Raw genomic sequence first — 19444 nt, 5'->3', positions numbered from 1 at the left:
GTGATAACAACAGCCTTACTCATATGCAGTCCAATAGCGTGATTCACAAAGCTCTATATACTCGTTGCGCTCGACGTTGCCCCTCGAGAAAAACTGGATGTACTTCCTCAACTCCTCACCCGGCAAAACCTCCAAGTCCCGCTGATACAAGGTCTCCTGTGATTCCCAAAGCAGAATATTAATTGTGAAAAGGCCTGCGAAAGCCTCCTCCCAGTTGTCAGCCTTGGAGTATCCGCCTAGATGGGTGAGTTTCGAATTCAGCGACGAGTTGCCAGGCACGGCCACGCGAAGAGCAGCGAGAATTTCAGTGGTCTGCTTTTCCACCAGCTCGGTAGCGGCCTCAGTTTTGCCGAGCTTGTTTCGCAAGCACCACTCCTTCAGAATCAATATCGTCCAACGATCAGCCAGCATGCCGACTGTATTCATACCGACGGGAACATCATCTCGCAGTCTCGCTTCAACACGAAGCGGTGAATAGTCGCGCAGCGAGGAGGTAAAAACATCCTTCCGATCCTCGAGCTTAAGTCGTAGTTCGTTTGAAATTACATCGATAGGATAAGGCTCCTTAGGCAAAGCCAGCTTGTCCAAAAACTCGATGGACAGCCTGTGCACGTTCAAAAAGTAACCATCACCCGGGTTCGGTGTTTCTTGGGGATTTTCCATAAGCACACTGATAATCAATCGCATGCGAATCGCAACGAAGTCAGAGCTGTCTGATGGATCGAACTGATACCCATGTCACGCACAAAGTTCCTTAATGTGGCAACCCACTCACATGATTCCACTGTCAATCTCTCCGCTCAACATCATTCGCGAAACCCGGCGAGAGCTGAGGCTTGATTTGCAGACTAAGCAGCAAAGAAATTACGATCCTTGGCAAGAAAAGCTACTCGAGGCCCAGCAGGGAAGCTAGCCCTAAGCTTGGTGGGAAACCGGACACTTGGTCCAACGGTTCAGTCGGTTGAGCCTCTTTAAAGAGCCATAGAAATTATTCGCCTGAGAAAGCGGGGCCTGAATTGGCGCAAGTCAAAGCGTGTTTCCGCTAAGGCACGGGTCTTCCGACCTGCTTCTTCCAATCCTTTCCGATCACTCAAAAAGCCTGACAATTTTTTGCCAACCTCTATCGGATTCGGTCCACTTGCGACAGCACCAACCTTTTCCTCGCCTACAAATCGAGCAAGCTCCGTATCTGGGCTAGCCACCGCAAACAGAGGAAGACCAGCCATCGAGATCTCAGTTAACCGAGAGGGTAGAGAATACCTTGCATAGCCGTCTTCCGCTTTTGCATCAAAGTTAAACCCGATCAACGCGGCATCATAGCGAGCCAGTCTCGAGAGCAAAAGCTCGCCTGTAGAAAAACCCTTCCAGTGAATTGCGTCCCCTAACTCGACGCCCATCTCGACGAGGCTCTGGATTCGATTGGGATGCACGTACCAATCGATAGGCCCAAGATCAGGAACCTCTTTCTTGCAGTAGCTCCAAACTGATTCCAAAAAGCCAACGGTTTTAGGATTCCAAACATTTCCGAGCATCACCAATCGACCAGGCCCCATAGACTCGACTCGTGGCAAATCCGACACGTTTTGAAACAACGCTGAGACATGCTCTACGGGGCGTCCAATCTTTCCTCCCAGAGCTGTACTCAACGAATCAGTTAACGCCCATACCTCTGATATCCTCGGCAGCAGAGGATTCAAACGATTCAGGAATAGAGTCTCGTCGTGAGGCATGAAATCCATAAAGTGCTGAACAACCTTCACCGATTCCGGCAAAACCTGCAGAACCGAGGACAGCAAAAAAATATCGAGCTCGTTAATTGCTGTTGCGTAGACGATATTCGGCTCGAATCCCTCTTCCGTCAAAACTGCCTCAATTTTCCGAGGCGTCCCGTCCTTGATACAAACACTTCGCTTGAGCCAAGGCTTTCCCGTACCCAAGCTAGAAATACTGAACAAATTTTCCTTCGGGTAGCCGGAAAAGTAGCGTTGTATTAGCACTCCAGTACCGTGACCGTTGTTCAGAGTCTCGGAAGTTAGTATCAGGATCTTCGGCACATCTTGGAAACGCACCTCTTCTCCTTCTTCCAAAATAAGACTTTGCCGCGATTCCCGATCTTCAAGATACTCTAGCAACGCATCAGACATACGATTAAGAGCAGGAGACAGTATTCGCTCCTTAGGGATACCAAGGCTTAAAAGCTGCCTTTCAATATCTACCGCGAATTGGCTCGCCAGAAGCACGAGATCCCAGTCGTTCTTGAGCAACTCATCAGCAGAAAGTACGGGAACATTTTCGAATTTCGTACCCTGCCTGTCAGTGGAGTTGTCGCAGAAGGCCACCAACTCGATTTCACTTAGAGATTTCAGTCCTTCCAATGCCCTCAAAGCAGTCGATCCGGTCCCGAATATAACTAGCCGAGTCTTTTTTGTATCGATTATATTCATACTACAGCGCTCTTGATTTGACATCGGGCCGCGAGAATAAGTCTCACTAGCAGCATGACCGACACAAGAGAAAATTTAGACACAAGGCCTTCTGACGCACCGACTCTTTCGCGCTGAGTTCAATGTCCCAAATATGCTTTGACTTGAGTCTTCATGAAACTAGCACTCGGTTCGATGTGGGCAACCCCCTTGAAAGAATGAAGCTGTTCGGTAAGCTCGCGAAGTCCAGCGAAGGTTTCGCTCAATCCCTTTGCAACAGACCTCATCAATTGTTAAGGACCAAGCCAAATTCAATCTGCCTTAGGCCCGAAGAACATCGAACCTACCGATCGCGTACCTGACCTCATGCCCGAACACTTCTCCTACGCAATCGATGCTAAACTGCTCCTTGTTCCTCGCATGATTCAATGGCGAGCAGCGCTGCTACTAGCCGCCTCGTCACCAAACTCGCACCTCTTTATCCCCTCAGAGCTGGAGAAAGAACATCGAAACAAACTCCAACGCATCCTAGGTAGCGAGGGACTCGCCATTGAGCTTGTCGACAAGGATGAAGCCCGACATTTGCAGCCAGATATCGAGATCGGCCTCGATCGCGCGACTCGCTTCACTCGTTGCGCATACTACGTGTTGGCGACTCACAAAGAACCTGTCCCCAAGGAATCGAACATCGATTGCTACCTAGCATCGAATCCACCAAATTTCGAAAATTTCTTCAAAAGTAGGTTTAACACGCACTGCCCCCCCCTCTATTGGCCACCGACGAACGAGCCTCGATCACGTCCCAGTTCGTCGCCGCGCTTCGTGGTCCTAAACACAAACTCCTCTCGGGAAAATCCTATCCAGCGTATCCAAAAGCTGATTCCTAAAGAATATCCTATAACTCGATTTTCCATTACTTCGGAGCCTACAGAAGACAGCGAAGAACTGGTTACGAAACTTCTCCCATCAACTCATCTTTTGTATCATATCGAAGCAGACGAACGAAGAACCTCGTTCGCCACCTCAGCCAACAACGCAGGTATCAAAGCGATTCCCACTGAGCTTTCGAAAGATATCGAACAAACTGTCCCTATCGGTAACTTGCGGCTCCAAGAGGCATTGGAAAAACTCGAAGAGCATCCGTTTTACAAGGACAGGATCCGCCCCAAAGCAATCCGTCTCGTAGAATGGAGCCAAGGCAAACTGGACAGTTTGGACGAGCTCTACTCCTTATTACAAAGTCTCGTACCAACATGTGACCCAAAAGACGCTTTAGCTTGCCTGGAACGCCGACTCAAGCCGAGCGAGCTCCCCATCCTTGACGAGGACACGCTCAAGCTCGAATGCCAACTCAACTTCAGCAACTCCTTCCCAGCCCCGTCTCACACTTGGATGGGCCTCAAAGACTACCAACACGGAGCATACACAGCTAAAAACAGCAGCCTGCCCGCACAACTTTACAACAATCTGGATAGAGCTGAGAGCCACAGCCGACTCTATTCTAGCATCGTCGCGGCACTCTCTGGAAAAATGGAGGACGCACGCTCGAGCCGTCTCTATCAAGACCTACTGAAGACGCTCGCGCTCAATCTCCTGCGCTACGCTCCGAACCCTGATTGGTTTCTACAAGTACAGCGCATACACCGCCTCGAGCCAGAGTTTGTAAGCGTGTGGAGCGACGAACTCAGCTACAGCGCTCGTCAAAGTCCTGTAGACCAACGGTGCTTAAAGGAGATCTGCAACACAATCGTTGGAGGCATTTTGTTCGGTGTAATGCAAGGAGCTTCGCTTTCAGCACTTAGGTTCGAATCCCAAGCCAAGCTCGCCTCAGACTATGCCGAGAAAGCGGTCGCCATCAGCACCAAGCCGGAAGCGCTACTGGCAAAAGCGATTGCCCGATGCGCATTGGGCGACACCGAAACGGCAAAAGAGACGATCAAACTTTGCTACAAAAATCACCCCGAACAATCTGGTCTGTTTGGTGAAGTTGCGATCGCCCACTACACATGGAACCTCGCCAGGACTTATGACATAACTTCAAGGACCGAGCTCGCGAAGGAAGTACTAGAACTTCATCAAGCCGATTACGATGTCGGTAAATCAAAAGCAGACCATCTCATCTTCCAAGCCCACCTCCATTTGCAAATCGGCGAACTTGAGAAACAGGAGACGGTGCTTCTGGAAACCTACCAAAAATTCGAAGCAGCGCGAGACGGACGCTACTTAAGCGCTCTACACCTTATTCAAAAGCAAAGAAAAGACCTAGCGCTAGCCCAGCTCCTAAAAGACTTCAACGCCGGTAGATTGAGTCAGGAAGGTTTGGATACAGCAGCATGTCTGCACTGGCAACAGCATCGATCCATAGAACAAACGCTGGAAATTTTCAAGCCGTCTGAACCACTCAATTTGCGACCTTCAAGATATAGGGTCGCAGCCTGCATGCTTGAGGAAGGAGTATCCCTAGAAGATTCAACACAAGTTCTGGACGCGGAAATCCTACCTTCCTATTTAGACCTTCCGTTGTATTGCGCTTCACACTACAGATCCCTCGGCGATCTGCCGTCCACTCTTTCAGAATACGAGCGACGAAGCGAACCTCTCAATTTCGAAGAAAAAATTACAGCTTCCGGAGATTTGACTTTCCGTATCCTCGCCAGCATACAAGAGGAAACTCTGAATCCGGACAATACCCAAGCCTCGCTGCAAAAGACTGCCTATCTGAAGCAATGGATTGAAAAACAGAGTCGCGAAAGAAACTTGGGCTATTTCGAGACACATTCCCTCTCGCGGTGCTACCTGTACCAAGGAGACAGTGCTCTAGCAGCCCTTTATTATGCAAATTCCACCCGCCTTCCCACCGGCGATCAGGGAGCATGCCTTTACCATTCGTTCGACATGGTTATTCTCGGTAGAGAAAAGGATGCCCAACACTTTTTCGACCTCTTCGTTTGGCAGTTTGTCGACAACTCCAATTGGCTTCTGTGCTACGCAGGACTCGGGCTGTTAATCGATAGGGAAGAAAAAGCTAAGGAAGCCCTAACTTACCTCAAGTCCATAAACCCTGACTATTTCTACCGCCCGGAAGCAGACGTTATGTCGCTCTTTTGGCTTGCCGGCATTTCCAAAGCGACAGGGGCCGAGAGCTCCTACCACGAGCTCCGAAACCTCATCGAAAATGAATACTCAAACTCGCCAGCGACCCCGTATCTACCACTCTTGGATCGGTTTGAAACAGGTGGATCGGACAATATGCGAGAATCGATCCCTTTCTTCGACTACCCCAGCGCCGATGAGCGGGAAGCTGACGCAAAATTCTACAAATCTCTCGGTTACCCGAACTCCCATCAGTGACCAACAAAATGCAGTCACGCACTGAACGCATGCGTAAGCTGGCAACCCTACTTCGGCAGCTAGGGTGCAGCACGATTCCAAACAATCCAATCGGATTGGAAGGAGTCAGTTCCAAATGCGAACTGGCCCTCGAATTCGCAAACGCTGTTTGGAAGCACCAGGGGGACCCGCGACTGGCAGACGCTGAACAGCTCGTGGAAAGACTCGCGGATCACGTCGCATCCGCCACCACATTGAAAAAGTGTTTAGAAGTCTACCGATCGAGGGATTCCAAAGCGGACCCGGATCCAAACGACCCAGTCGGATTCATTCTCAGACTACAGTACGAACGTCTGGCCGCTCTTAAGCCTCCGACAAATCGTCTAGAGACCCTCCTGACCGAGGCGGGTCAACATAGATCAAACTCTGATGACGAGCTCCTTGCCCTCGCCGAATCTATCGTATTTCGCCTAAACGAACCTGGGGCCGCCTTACAGACGTTAAGGGCTCTCGCAGCGATACAGCCCGACAATTGGGGGATTCAGATCCTTCTCAGACTCCACAGCGAGGAACTACCTAACCCAGTCGAGCAAATCTCGAATTATGCGTACCTCCGGCTGAGCAGCCTGATGTTCCACGCCAAAGGCGACACGCAAAGTGCCGTCGAAGCAATGTCCAGAGTGTATCAGGATGAGCCGGGAACCTTCGACGCGTTTTGCTGGCTAGCCGATATGAGCATGCGACTCAAGCGATTCAAAGAAGCAACAGAACTTTTCGAGCGCGATATATTCACAGACCAAGCATCCGCAGGATGGATACAACGATACTTGGACCTTCTGGTACTCACTCAAAATTGGGGTTCAATTGCGAAGTCTGCAGAATTGATGGTGAGGAAATTGCCCCGTAGTCCATCCAACACAGCTGAGATCGCTCACGCCTTGTACTTGGCGAGTAGATTTTCCGAATCAGAATTTCAGTTCAACTCCATCTCGAAATTTGGCGGCCTCGACCAGAGGGTCCTCTATTTAATCTTTTGCTACAGGGTCGAAACAAACCAGAAAGAAATGGCGCTGGAACTACTCGACTATCTCGAAATTCCAAACACTGCGTTCGCCATGAATGCTGTCAGATTGAGCAACTGCCTACATCGCTTAGGTAAACCGGAGCTCGCAATACACCAATCAGCGAACAGCAACGCTTCTCAATATCCAGGTACTCATGACAGTCTCTTTGGAAAAACTCTAGATTCGTCGTTAGGTCCCGCGAAACTCAACCTGCAAGCAAACTTCCCGACGAGTTGCAAATTAGTCAAATCCTTCAATAACCTGCTCCCGCATCCTGGTTACTCCGGCATAACTGATATCCATTTTCAAGATACAGAATTTCGTGGGCCACTGACCTGCACCTGTGCGGAAGCTTATCTCCTCGAAGCATTCGTTACGATCGCCAAGCCCCAAACCATCGTAGAAGTCGGTTCCTACATCGGATGGAGCAGCGCTCATATAGCATCACCCTCGAAGAATCCCATAGTCTGCATCGATCCCTTCCTCGACGACGAGCATCCGTTATCGACTCCGGAGCACAGCGTTCGCTCACGTTTTCTTTCAAACATGAACGCTGCAGGGCTCGACCATAAATTCAAGCTGATCAGCGAATCAACACCCTCCGCCTACGACAGGCCTGATTTCCCCCCTTCAGTCGACTTTGCCTTCATCGACGGTTGGCATCAGGCAGGACAACCGAGCAAAGATGTCATCGGCATTCTCCCAAAACTCTCCTCAGGTGCCGTCATCGCCCTGCACGACCTTTGGATACCGGACGTGAGGGATGCCCTTGTTCTCCTGTTGGCCCAAGGATGGCAAGCTGCGATCTGTAACACTGCGAATCACCTATGTTTCGCATGGAAGCAAGACTCCCCGGCCTGGCTTGCATCTTTCGACGAAATTCGAAGACTGGATAAAGTCACTCTCGTTGCGGCTGAACAATATCGTGGGGCTTTAGGCCTAACCCGTGCCTCCCTTGATCAGTCCGTTAAAAACCATCCAAATTCCCAGTTTCATCCAGATCGCTTCATTCATCTAGATTGATGGATCAATCGGTCGCCCAAGCAGACCAGACATGACCCTCCTATCAGACAAAATCCTTGGATTGAAGGTATCCTCGTTGAACGAAACAAGCCTCCAAGCCACACACTCGCAAAAGCAGTCGGACCTAATCAGAATTCACGATTGATCAAAACGAGTCCAAGATTGATCAATCTCACAATAGCATGAGAAAAATCATCATATTCGGAGCAGGGCTGGGAGGCCGACGAGCAAACCAATGCCTTCGCCGAGGCGATAAAGTCATCGCATTCGCAGATAACAATCCCAACAGACAGGGTGAAATGTTTTTGGGTAAGAAGATCATGTCTCCCGTGAGCCTAGCCGAGGGAAATTTCGACGGAATACTTATAGCGAGCCAATACGCCCCCCAGATTTTCCAACAGCTTGTAGAACTTGGTATCGATCAAAAGAAAATAGAAGTCGCGGACTACGACATAATCCTAGGCAACTACGAAGTCCCCTCTTCGTTTAAATGGGGAGTCTTCGCAACCATCGCCCTACTCGCAGCGGTTGTCGCGGCGATAATAGTCCTCTGACAATAGTCCCCGCACGGCGCCTTTCATGAATCGCTACGAATTCTCACCGACCATCCTGCAAAGGCTGTACCGTGCCACAAGGGATCCAGGGCATCCTCTAGGCTCGTTTCGCATCACCGGTCGCAATCGATTCAATTGGACACTTCATAAGACTCGACTGCGTCCGAGCCGCATCTACTTCACCAATAACAAAACCGTCCCCAAGATCACGATCTATATTTCAGGGTCCTTTGGCGATATCGCCATGAACTCAGGTATCACGGCCAAACTCAAAATCCAGTATCCCGAAAGCGAAATAACGCTAGTAACCCACCCAAAGTTCAAAGAGGGAGGACTGCTGAACCCAGACTATGATAAAATTTCCACCTTTCCTAGTCCTTACAAAGAAAAGGACATCTGGAAGCTCAGTTATCAAGAAATTCGCGAAATTTGCTCCGTCCTCTGCCCTGACCAGGACCAACTCATAATCTGCCAACCGACAAACTGGTGCGATCAATACCTCGTGCGCACCCATCTCTACGCCATGCAGCACAAACTCGCCGGATTAAGAGATGACAAGAAAATATACCCTCGACTCATCGTACCTAGCTTTTGGATACATAAAGCTAAAGAGTCCATTCCAGACACCCCATTCATTTGCCTTTTCCGGGCAGCTAAATCCGTACATTCAGGTAGCTTCTCTGAACGTTTCTGGAAGAAGCTAGCTCTCAACCTCATCGAAGAGGGATATACGATTCTCGACAACACCCAGGAACCGCTCATTCCAGAGTCGCCGAAATACAAGACTATCGGTCATAAATCTTTCCTCGAATCTGTAGCAGTATCTACTCTTGCGCAAAAAAGTATTGGTCTACGCAGCGGGATGCTGGATGCGATCGCCTTTTCAACCAGAAAACCACTGTACTGCCTCAACCCGAGGCTACGCCACCCCACCCTCACTTTCCCAGTCGTTGAATGGGCCGGATTCCGCAAGATGGGCGCCGAACATGTACGAGACTCTGTCAACGACCTCCAGAACCTCTTAGAAGCAGAAACCGAACTAAACAAGTGCCTCAATTGGGCTCTACGTGAAACATAGTGAAAATCCTGCTTCTATCTGATTCGGGGCTAAACCCATACCATGGTACAGGAGCTTGCCTCTGCCGAAACCTAGCAAGCTACCCGCAAGAGCATCTCATGAATCTCTTTTGGTGCGATCTCGGAGAGCCAAGCTTCGATAATTACCTGCAAGCGAGCAAGCTATCTATCGGCCCTAGACACGAGTATCCAGCCTTCCGGCGATCGCTATACAAGTGGAAAGCAAAAGTTCGCTCAATCGGAAGACAAGCCAACCTAGCCTCCGGCAAATCAATCGCGAGTAGGAGCAGTATCCAAGCGGCGGTGACACGTTTCCAGCCAGATGTCGTTTACAGCACCGCTTGCGATATAAACGGGCTCTGGCTACTAGAGGATGTCTTAAGCTACCTACCACCCGAAATACCTGTCGTTCAGCATTTCTTGGATTTCCATCCGCTGTACCAACGTCCCGCCATAGAGCAGTCGCTGCGAAGACTGGAGCACCGCCTCACCGAGGTATGGTCACTCGCTAAAGGTCTTGTACCCTGCATAGACGAAATCGTCGGACGTCCAACCCGACACTTCCCGCTTTTCTCCTGCGACATCGAATTCTTCAAACCGGGTCGCGGACAAACAATCTGTCCTTCGAAGCCGATACTAACTGGCAATGTTTGGCTACCAGAGATGGTGTGCGAGACAGTAAGGCTTTGGCAATTGGCTCAGGATCGCATTCTCGGCCTTCCGCCAATCGATTGGTATAGCAATACCTTCGCCCGACAGTCCGTTGCGAGCGTCCCGCTCGACTCCGCCATCCGGTTCAAAGGTTTCGCCCGTGCATCGAAACTAGCAAAACTACTGTCCGATGCGGATCTCGCGGTGCTGCCTTTCAATCAAAGACCTTACACAAGACCCGAAGACGAATATACCTACCACAAAGACTACAGCCTTTATTCGCTTCCGTCCAAACTTACTGAATACTGCGCCGCCGGCCTACCCGTGCTTTGCCTTGGTACCAAAGAAACAGAAACAGCTCGTTTCGTTCAAGAAAACCAAATCGGCATATCGATCGCTGTAGAAGAAATCGGGACCGCGCGCAAACGCTTGTTCGAATTCCTAAACGACCAAGAGTTTCGCCAGAGCTGCTCCGAAAACGCCCGCAACCTCGCAGTTCGGGAATTCGCCCAGCCCGATTATCTAAGAACGTTGCTCAGAGAATTCGAAGAAGCGCGGACGCGCTTGAAAAAACCCGCTCAGCGTTCGCCCCAAGCATCAACGATCTGACGAACCGTTTCCTCCAACGAGACGGAAATGTCCCAACTCGGATAGTCCCTCCGCATTTTGCTAAGATCACTGTAATAACAGATATGGTCGCCGATTCGGTTCTCGTCAGAATAACGCCTCTTCATCGCTCTACCCGAAAATTTCTCTACGAGAGCAAAAGCTTCCAAGATAGAGCAACTGTTAGCTTTGCCGCCCCCGATGTTATACACCTCGCCACAACGAGGAGCTTCTAGGAACGCTTCCATGAAACGGGCAACATCGAGCGAGTGAATATTGTCCCGAACCTGTTTGCCCTTGTATCCTAAAACCGTATACTCTTCCCCAGATAAGTTGCATTTGACAAGATAGCTCAGAAATCCGTGCAACTTCACTCCTGTGTGGTTCGGACCCGTCAAGCACCCGCCACGTAGACAACAAGTCGGCATCCCAAAATATCGCCCGTACTCCTGCACCATAACATCCGCAGCTACCTTGGACGCGCCGAAAAGGGAGTGCTTCGATTGGTCTATGCTAAACGACTCTGAGATCCCATTCTCGAAAGCCCTATCGGCATATTCCCAGCGCGTGTCGAGCTCCGCTAAATTTAGTTTGTTCGGAGCATCTCCATAAACCTTATTAGTCGACATATGAACAAAGGGCGACTCGGGGCACCCCTGACGGGCAGCCTCAAGCAAATTAAGAGTGCCCACAGCGTTCGTATCGAAATCGTCAAACGGTATACTCGCAGCACGATCGTGCGACGGTTGAGCCGCCGCGTGGATAATAGCGTCAGGCTTAACTTCCTTAACCAGATCGTGGATAGCAACGCGGTCCCTTATATCCACTTCGTGGTGCTGAAACGAACTCAAACTGCGAATAAGCCTTTGCTGATTCCAACGGGTATCGCCTGACTCGCCAAAAAAGATAGCACGCTGGTTATTGTCGATACCATGCACGGTATAGCCCTTGCGGTCGAAAAATGCGCTCACCTCGGAGCCAATCAAGCCAGACGAACCAGTTACAAGTATCCGTTTCATTAGAAGTTCTCAAAGCAAAAGTTCCTATACCAATCAACATATATCTCCCACCACCCTCTCATCCGCAATCGCTAGGCGTAATTTGACCTGCCTGGATCCCGGCGAAGAGGGCGCAGCGTCACACGCTGCGAAAGCGAGTCGCCCAGATTTATCCGAGCGTCGTAGAAATTTGGTGACAGCCGCAGCGCTTCGCTAAAAAGTTCCATGGCCGCTCGCTCCTGACCCAGCAAACGCATCGAGACGCCTAAATTATTCGCAACCTCAGCAGTGGCTCCAAATTTCCCTGCTCGTTCCCAACGTTCCCGTGCGTACTCGGGATTCCCTTGCATGTAGGAAATCACGCCACGAGCGAAATTCAGCCTCCAACCCTCAGGTACCGCTTCAGGTCCCTCCGGTTCGAGAACTTCATCGCGATTGCTACCCACTGGAAAGGCTAGCTCAAGGTATTCAACTGCCTTTTCCCAGTCTCCTCGAAAATTCGCCAGTCCATACATCGACCACGCAATTACCCGGTCACTATATCCCGATCGCGAGAACAAGTTTTCGACATCCCCGTAAGCATGCTTTTGCAAAGCTCTCGCGAGTTCGCAGTTTTGACGGTCTAGGTTTCTGGATACGCTTCCAGAATAGTGGTACATCTTGTACCCAATCTCCCTGACTAGCTCAAACCGAGCTCCAGCCAACAATGCTCTCAGCACAATATCGGAGTCTTCTGGTCCAGTGAGGCTCTCGTCATAGCCGATCTCGCGGAAAACCGAAGTGCGGAACCCGATCTGCCCAATCCCAGGAAGATAATTTCGCTCAAACAACCGACAAAGATCCTTCCCCGTCTTTAGATAAGAGGGAATCCGCATCTTCTTTATCAAGGAGCCGTCCCCTCCATCACGAAGCTCCAACTCGTCAGCGATCGCATCGATCTGCCCACGTTGAAAAATCGTTCCAAACCGCTCAACACGGCCAGCGCACAATACGTCATCGGCATCAAGAAGCATCGTGTATTCAGTCTCCACTCTTTCCAGCCCTCGTTGTCGCGCATACCCGAGGGAAACATGATTTTCGAGTTGAACTATCGAGCTGACAGAAAGACCCGCTCGAATCGCGGCATCAACAGTATCATCCTGAGAGCAGTCATCAACCATTAGTACCTCGCAACCCTGCGACAAAGCCGATCTCAGGCAACGTTCAATGGTTTCCGCCGCATCCCGCGCCACGACTAATACGCACATGGAGTTCCTTGCCACCGCCCAAACCTTGCTTGGTTTTGACTGAACTAGGCGAGCTTTAAAATCCGCAAGAGGCACTTCGACCATTGGCAGCTACCACACGGCGAAAACGAACCGAAAAAAATATCCAAAGGAATTGGCTGGATAATCCGAGGGAGCTTAACAAGCATCTTTATTATATGAATGTTCTCGTCATCGGAGGAGCTGGATACATCGGAAGCCACTGCGTGCGCCAACTACAGGCCGCTGGTCACAAGCCCGTCGTCCTCGACAATCTGGTCAAGGGCCACCGAGCCTCTGTTCCAGAAGACGTCACATTTCATGAGGTCGACCTTGGCGACGCCGCCACGGTCTCTAAAATCCTCAAAAAAGAAAACATCGACATCGTCATGCACTTCGCCGCCTTCATCGAAGTGGGCGAGTCCATGCAGGATCCCCTCAAGCACTACGAGAACAACGTCGCCAAGACTGTCTCCCTGCTGAAGGCTATGCGAGAAGCGGGCGTGAACAAGTTCGTCTTCTCCTCCTCTTGCACCGTGCTGGGCGAGGAGGCGAAACCTCCTTTCACCGAAAACATGCCCTTGCGCCCCATCAGCGCCTACGGCCAGACCAAGGCCGATGTGGAAGTCATCCTCCACTACTGCACCAAAGCCTACGGCATGTCGGCCGCGATCTTCCGTTACTTCAACGCCTCCGGAGCCGCTGAAGGGGGTATGATCGGCGAGGACCATTCGCCCGAAAGCCACCTCATCCCCATCGCCATCCAAGTCGCCCTCGGCCAACGCGAAAAGATGATGGTCTTCGGGAACGACTACCCCACGCCGGACGGAACCTGCCTCCGCGACTACGTGCACGTCGACGACCTTTCACGCGCCCACATCGCCGCTTTTCCGCTCCTAGAGGAAGAGGGTAAACTCCTCACCTACAACCTCGGTACCGGCACACCCGCGAGCGTGTTGGAAATCATAAAAACGGTGGAGGACGTTTCCGGACACCCCGTCCCTTATGACTTAGCGCCCAAACGCGCAGGCGACGTCCCCGCCGCCTACGCCGACAGCGCAAAGGCTAAATCGGAACTGGACTGGACACCAAAATACGGCACTATACGTAGCATAATCGAAACCGCGTGGGCATGGCATCAGTCCCACCCAAAGGGCTACGAAGATGCTTGACCCTCGTTGAAGCGTCCCAATTTTTCAAATACACCCCAACTCTGTAGTCATCCCCCAACTACAGGGAGCCAGAAACCCAACTGACGAGCATTTTACATCCGCGTTTAGGTATAAACGCCAAAGCGTGGGTTGTTGCATTTTTCGTTCGTGTTTCCAACAGTACCCGCTCCTTGAGTCCTACTTCTCGAACCAACGAATCCCACCCGATGACCCAACCCGACGCTTCCGCAAACAATCCAGCGGAAGACTCGCCAGCGACTTCGGGCCTTGCCGACTCCATAATGGAATACTCGAGCGAGGGCATCATTGTCATCGACCGTACCGGCCGCGTCCAACGGGCTAACAAGTCAGCCCTCCACTCTCTCGGAATCGACGCCGCAACCATAAAAGGAACCTCTATCAACGAAGCCTTTCTCGCGACCGATCCCCAAACAGGCCAAACCGTCAACTTGGCAGACGAGCGGTACCGCAACCCCCAGCTGGCGCACGCGCAGGCAAATCTTCACACCCCGGACGGAAACGTCCTGCCGATAAGCTTCCACCTGAAGCCCAACACGAACCTGCAGCAGCCGGAGCTATCCGGCGCCCTTCTCTTTTTCAAGGACCTGAGCCAAACCGTCACCACCGAAAACCAGATCCGACTCATCGCCACCGCGCTAAAGAGTATCGGTGAGGGCGTGCTCATCACCGACACCAATTGGGAGAAAGGGGACGCTCGCATTCTTTATACCAACGACGGTTTCACCCAAATCACGGGCTACTCCGACATCGAGGTCATCGGTAGGCCCATATCCGTCCTCAACGGACCCGCTACCGACGAGTCCGTGATCGAGGAAATGGTGAAGGACATCAAGTCCGGCCAACCCGCCGCTGGAGAAACCGTAGGCTATAAGAAGGACGGGGCCGAGTTCATCATCGCCTGGAAAGCATTTCCCGTGCATGGCCCCCAAGGGCATGTTTCCAACTACGTGGTGATCCAGCGGGACGTTTCGCACATCCGCCGCCTCGAGCAAGACCTCTTCCAATCCCAGAAGATGGAGGCCGTCGGTCGACTCGCCGGAGGCATCGCCCACGACTTCAATAACATCCTCGCGGTTATTCTTTCCTTCTCAGACCTCGTCATCGACAAGATAGACGACGCGGACCCCAACAAAAAATTTGTCGCCGAAATCCGCAAGGCTGCCGAGCGTGCCGCCGACCTCACCCAGCAATTGCTCTCTTTTTCCCGTCGCAATAAGAATCTGCAACCCGAGGTTCTCGACGCCATCAAGGTCACTCGCGACATGCAGAAGATCCTGCGTCGCCTCGTACCGGAAAACATCCAATACAACCTCCGCTTCTCGGACACCCCGATTTACGTCAACATCAACCGGACCGCTCTCGAGCAGATCCTGATCAATTTCACCACCAATGCCCGAGACGCCATGCCAGACGGTGGGCAAATGGAGCTCTCCATGGTCAACTGCGAAGCAGAGCAGGCTGAAATCCTGCTCCCAGACTACATGGACCCGAAGCCTTACCTCGTGCTCAGCTTCCAGGATACCGGGACCGGGATCGACGCGGAAACCCAGAAACGCATCTTCGAGCCATTCTTCACCACCAAGGAACAAGGCAAAGGCACTGGACTCGGTCTCGCAACCGTCTACGGCATCGTGAAGCAGGTCAACGGACACATCGAGGTCGCCTCCGAGAAAGGCAAAGGCACTCGTTTCCGCATTTTCCTCCCCATCGTCACCAGCAAGGTCTCAGAGGACGAAGTGGTCGACGAAGGCCTCCCGGAGAACTTTACCTCCACCGAGCGCGAATCGATTCTCGTCGTCGAAGACGACGAGACCATGTGCGACTGCATCTCGGGTCTGCTTGGACTTTACAACTATCAAGTATACTCCACCAATTCGGCGGAAGACGCCCTCGATTTCTTCGAGGAATCGCACGAGGACATCAAGCTCCTCATCACCGATCTCATCCTGCCCAAGATGCGCGGATCAGAGCTCGCCGAGCGACTCACCAAGAAAAACAAGGATATGAAGGTCATAGTCATGACAGGCTATTCTGAAGAGCTGCTCTCACAGTTCGACATCCCCGAAGACGCCATTCTGCTCAAAAAGCCCTTCGCCCTCAAAGCAGCCCTTTCCGCCGTACAAAAGCTCCTATCCGGAGCCAAGGCCGAGTAAGTTGCCAACCTACCCTGAGGACTTACGTCCCTACTTATATCTCCAAATTGTAGTAGGTCTCTCCGGATGGAGACATGCAGGGTACTGCCACACGCATCCCCTTTCGTAAAACGTTCGCGAATCGATGCCGCGAACACCGAGCTTTAAGTACTTCCGTCTAATACTTGGGGTAAATATCGGCTTTTCTACTCAAGCAAGCGCCTCTCGACGACGATGAATCCCGGTACGGCATCCGCCTATACTCCCATCTCGAAACCGAAATTCACACCATGGCGTGGTCACCTGACGAAATAAACTCATTCGAAGAAATTGCAGCGAAACTCGCTTCCGAGTCTCATATCGCTCAGCCGGGTACCGATGACGGCCTCATCCCGATCTTCAGCCTCGTCAACGAGATCACTTGGTCGCTGCCGCAAGATCCCGAAATCGTGCAGGGCGTAGTCGGCATCCAGGAAGTCATCCAAGTCATGCTCGACGAAGCCAAGCTCTTCGACGAAAACTCCGTGCACGCCATGCGCACCTTCGCACGCTGGTGCAGCGACGCCGTCGAAAGCCTGCGCAACGAAGCCACCATCAGTCCCTTTTCCCTAGAGACGTCCACCCAAACTCCAGTCGCCCCCGCAGCGATTCCTATCGACGACGAACCTGAGGCCGACTCCAGCGAATCAGAAGCCGCCCTCGAAAACTCTTTGGACGAATCGCCCGAGCTTTCCGAGCCAATCTCACTGCCGAGCTTCGACGACATCGACTTCTCCACCGCGGGACCGCCCGCTCCCAAGCCAACTGCTCCCGAGCCGGAATCCATTTCCTTCGAAGAGCCATCCCTAGAAGTCATCGAAGAGCCAACCTTCGAAGCTCCGCTTGCCGAGAATGACAATTGGCCCGAGGAACGCATCGATATTTTCGCCAAACTCGCACAACAGTTTTCCGCCGAACTCCTGCTCTCCTCCGTCGACAACGACGAGGGTATGCTGCCCGTCTACTCCCTCCTTAAGGATTTCGAAAGCGATTTCGAAGCCGACGAAACCGTACACGCCGCCGTCACCCCCGTCCTCGCCAAGATGGACGCCCTGCTCGACAACGCGTCTGCATACGACCACTACGCCATCCAGATCCTCACCGACTTCAACGTCTGGCTCGAGACGGCGCTAAGCGAAATCAAGTCTGGGCGCGGACCCGGCCCCTTTTCCCCCGCTGAAGAAGTGGCCCCAGCAGAAGCAGACTCCTCTCAAGTCACCACCGGCGAGGAAGAGGAAGAAGACGGTCTCCTAGCTGAGTTTGCCCAATACGACGTGGTCATGGACCTCAACATGGAGGAAAATGAAGAGCTCCTCCAAGAATTCCATACCGAAGCCGTCGACCACCTTAACCAAATAGAGACCGCGGTGCTCGAACTCGAGCAAGACGTCACGAGCCGCAACGCGATTAACTCCATGTTTCGCTCTTTCCACACCATCAAGGGTGTGGCTGGATTCCTAAACCTCGTCCCCGTCAATCGCCTCGCCCACGAAGTGGAGTCCCTCATGGACCTCGTCCGCAACGACAAGCTCGAAGTCTTCACTGGCATCATCGACCTCGTCCTTGCTTCCAAAGACACCATTACCAAGCTCATCGAGCAAATCACGGAAGCCCTCGCAAACGGCACCACCCCTAACGAAGTCATCCAAGTTAGCGAGCTGATGGCCCGCGCCCGCTGGGCGATGGAAGGCCCGGACGTTTGGGCCAAGAAAACCGGCGAAGACTCCAATACCATGGCGGTCGCTGAAGACGCACCCGCAGAAACTCCCGCAAACGAAGATTCTACCTCAGATTCCCAAGCACCTGCAGCCAACCCTGTTGCCCAACAGGAGCCTGACGCCAAGGCCTCTGCCGCCGCTAAGCGCAAGGCTGCCGAAAACGCCACCATTCGCGTCAACACGATCAAGCTCGACAACCTGATGGACATGGTCGGCGAACTCGTGATCGTGCAAAGCCAGCTTCTAGAAAGTTCCCGCCAGGACAGCGGCAGCGGAAGCACCGCCGGAGACTCCGCCCTGCAGCGCAATATGTCGCAGCTCACCCGCATAACCAAGGAACTGCAGCACACCTCCATGGCGCTGCGCATGATTCCGGTTAAGCCGACTTTTCAAAAAATTGGCCGCGTCGTCCGCGACATCGGTGCCAAGTGCGGCAAGAAGGTTCGTTTCGAAACCTTCGGCGAAGATACTGAACTCGACCGCAACGTGGTAGAAGAAATCGGAGATCCACTCGTACACATGGTCCGAAACGCACTCGACCATGGCCTCGAAGCAAACGCCGAAGAGCGCCGCGCGGCCGGCAAGGACGAAGTGGGTAACATCAGCCTCAAAGCCTATCACCAAGGCTCTAACATCGTCATCGAACTCGCCGACGACGGACGTGGCATTGACCCAGATCGCGTGCTCGCCAAAGCGATCGCCAACGGCATCGTTTCCGAAAGCGACCAGCTTTCAAAAGAAGAAATCTACAAGCTCATCTTCGCTCCTGGATTCTCCACAGCCGCCCAAATCACCGACATCTCTGGACGTGGCGTAGGCATGGACGTGGTCAAGAAGAACATCGAGAAGCTGCGCGGAAAGGTCGAGATCCAGTCCGAGCTAGGAAAAGGATCCACCTTCCGTATCCTGCTTCCCCTTACAATGGCCATCGTCGACGGCCTCGTGGTCAAAGTCGGCGAAGATCGCTTCATTCTGCCAACCACTTCCGTCAAGGTCGCTCTTCGTCCTGACGAAGCGGTGCTCGCAAAAGTGCAGGGCAACAAAGAGATTCTCAATATCCGCGGTCAGGTCATCCCTCTCTTCCGCCTCCACCAACACTTCGCAATTCCTGGTGCTGTTTCAAATCCCAAGGACGCTACCGTCGTTGTTGTCGAGACAGGGGGAAAGCCCTGTGGACTCCTTGTGGACGACATGGTCAGCAAACAGGAAGTCGTCATCAAGTCGCTCGGCGGCATGATGCAAGGCATACCAGGCGTATCCGGAGGTGCGATACTCGGCGACGGTACTATCGCCCTCATTTTAGACCCAGCAAGCTTGATAGGTGCCGCGTAATGGCTTTTTAGGTACAAACATATTTCCCTCCCCCTCCATAAGCCCGACCCCTTCAAAAGG

13 protein-coding genes are annotated in these 19444 nt (G+C 52.3%); 9 read left to right on the top strand and 4 right to left on the bottom strand.

Going from position 1 to position 19444, the window contains the following annotated elements; genetic code table 11:
• Window positions 1-15: 15 nt before the first annotated feature.
• Window positions 16-663, bottom strand: a complete 648-nt coding sequence (locus tag QEH53_RS12685; RefSeq protein WP_309023572.1) for a hypothetical protein — start codon at window positions 661-663, stop codon at window positions 16-18.
• A gap of 112 nt (window positions 664-775) precedes the next feature.
• Here QEH53_RS12685 and QEH53_RS12680 point away from each other — a divergent pair, with 112 nt between their 5' ends.
• Window positions 776-913, top strand: coding sequence for a hypothetical protein (locus QEH53_RS12680; protein ID WP_309023571.1), 138 nt, complete (start codon window positions 776-778; stop codon window positions 911-913).
• A gap of 58 nt (window positions 914-971) precedes the next feature.
• Here the strand turns inward: QEH53_RS12680 and QEH53_RS12675 are convergent, their stop codons facing one another.
• Window positions 972-2444, bottom strand: coding sequence for a hypothetical protein (locus QEH53_RS12675; RefSeq protein ID WP_309023570.1), 1473 nt, complete (start codon window positions 2442-2444; stop codon window positions 972-974).
• A gap of 345 nt (window positions 2445-2789) precedes the next feature.
• On the opposite strand from QEH53_RS12675, the gene QEH53_RS12670 reads away from it, so the two are divergent.
• The 5 genes from QEH53_RS12670 to QEH53_RS12650 all read left to right on the top strand — a co-directional run bounded on the left by QEH53_RS12670 (window position 2790) and on the right by QEH53_RS12650 (window position 10731).
• Window positions 2790-5774, top strand: a complete 2985-nt coding sequence (locus QEH53_RS12670; protein ID WP_309023569.1) for a hypothetical protein — start codon at window positions 2790-2792, stop codon at window positions 5772-5774.
• 8 nt (window positions 5775-5782) lie between these two features.
• Entirely contained in the window at window positions 5783-7840 is a 2058-nt protein-coding gene (locus tag QEH53_RS12665) for a class I SAM-dependent methyltransferase (protein ID WP_309023568.1), read from the top strand.
• A 182-nt stretch (window positions 7841-8022) separates the two neighbouring features.
• The gene (locus QEH53_RS12660) at window positions 8023-8394 is read left to right on the top strand and encodes a hypothetical protein (protein WP_309023567.1); all 372 of its coding nucleotides are present in this window, start codon (window positions 8023-8025) and stop codon (window positions 8392-8394) included.
• Between the two features lie 25 nt (window positions 8395-8419).
• Entirely contained in the window at window positions 8420-9472 is a 1053-nt protein-coding gene (locus QEH53_RS12655) for a hypothetical protein (RefSeq protein ID WP_309023566.1), read from the top strand.
• Between the two features lie 98 nt (window positions 9473-9570).
• A complete protein-coding gene (locus QEH53_RS12650; protein ID WP_309023565.1) occupies window positions 9571-10731 on the top strand; it encodes a glycosyltransferase in 1161 nt (386 codons plus the stop codon).
• On the opposite strand, the gene QEH53_RS12645 is transcribed toward QEH53_RS12650, so the two are convergent.
• Together QEH53_RS12645 and QEH53_RS12640 are read right to left on the bottom strand one after the other, a co-directional pair.
• Complete coding sequence (locus tag QEH53_RS12645; protein ID WP_309023564.1) at window positions 10701-11747, bottom strand: NAD-dependent epimerase/dehydratase family protein; 1047 nt, start codon at window positions 11745-11747, stop codon at window positions 10701-10703. The two genes, QEH53_RS12650 and QEH53_RS12645, sit on opposite strands and share 31 nt — an antisense overlap.
• A 71-nt stretch (window positions 11748-11818) precedes the next feature.
• Window positions 11819-12973 (bottom strand): glycosyltransferase, encoded by a 1155-nt coding sequence (locus QEH53_RS12640; protein ID WP_309023563.1) that lies wholly within the window; start codon window positions 12971-12973, stop codon window positions 11819-11821.
• A 176-nt stretch (window positions 12974-13149) separates the two neighbouring features.
• Between QEH53_RS12640 and galE the strand changes: the two genes are divergently transcribed.
• The 3 genes from galE (at window position 13150) to QEH53_RS12625 (ending at window position 19384) form a co-directional block, all read left to right on the top strand.
• Window positions 13150-14142, top strand: a complete 993-nt coding sequence (gene galE, locus QEH53_RS12635; RefSeq protein WP_309023562.1) for a UDP-glucose 4-epimerase GalE — start codon at window positions 13150-13152, stop codon at window positions 14140-14142.
• 206 nt (window positions 14143-14348) lie between these two features.
• Complete coding sequence (locus tag QEH53_RS12630; protein ID WP_309023561.1) at window positions 14349-16316, top strand: PAS domain S-box protein; 1968 nt, start codon at window positions 14349-14351, stop codon at window positions 16314-16316.
• Window positions 16317-16585: 269 nt separating this feature from the next.
• Complete coding sequence (locus QEH53_RS12625; protein WP_309023560.1) at window positions 16586-19384, top strand: chemotaxis protein CheW; 2799 nt, start codon at window positions 16586-16588, stop codon at window positions 19382-19384.
• The last annotated feature ends 60 nt before the right edge of the window (window positions 19385-19444 follow it).

The organism is Pelagicoccus sp. SDUM812002, from assembly GCF_031127835.1.
In the GTDB taxonomy this organism is placed as follows: domain Bacteria; phylum Verrucomicrobiota; class Verrucomicrobiia; order Opitutales; family Opitutaceae; genus Pelagicoccus.
The sequence above is the reverse complement of the archived record's forward strand: the minus strand, read 5'-3'. Positions and strand labels throughout refer to the sequence as shown.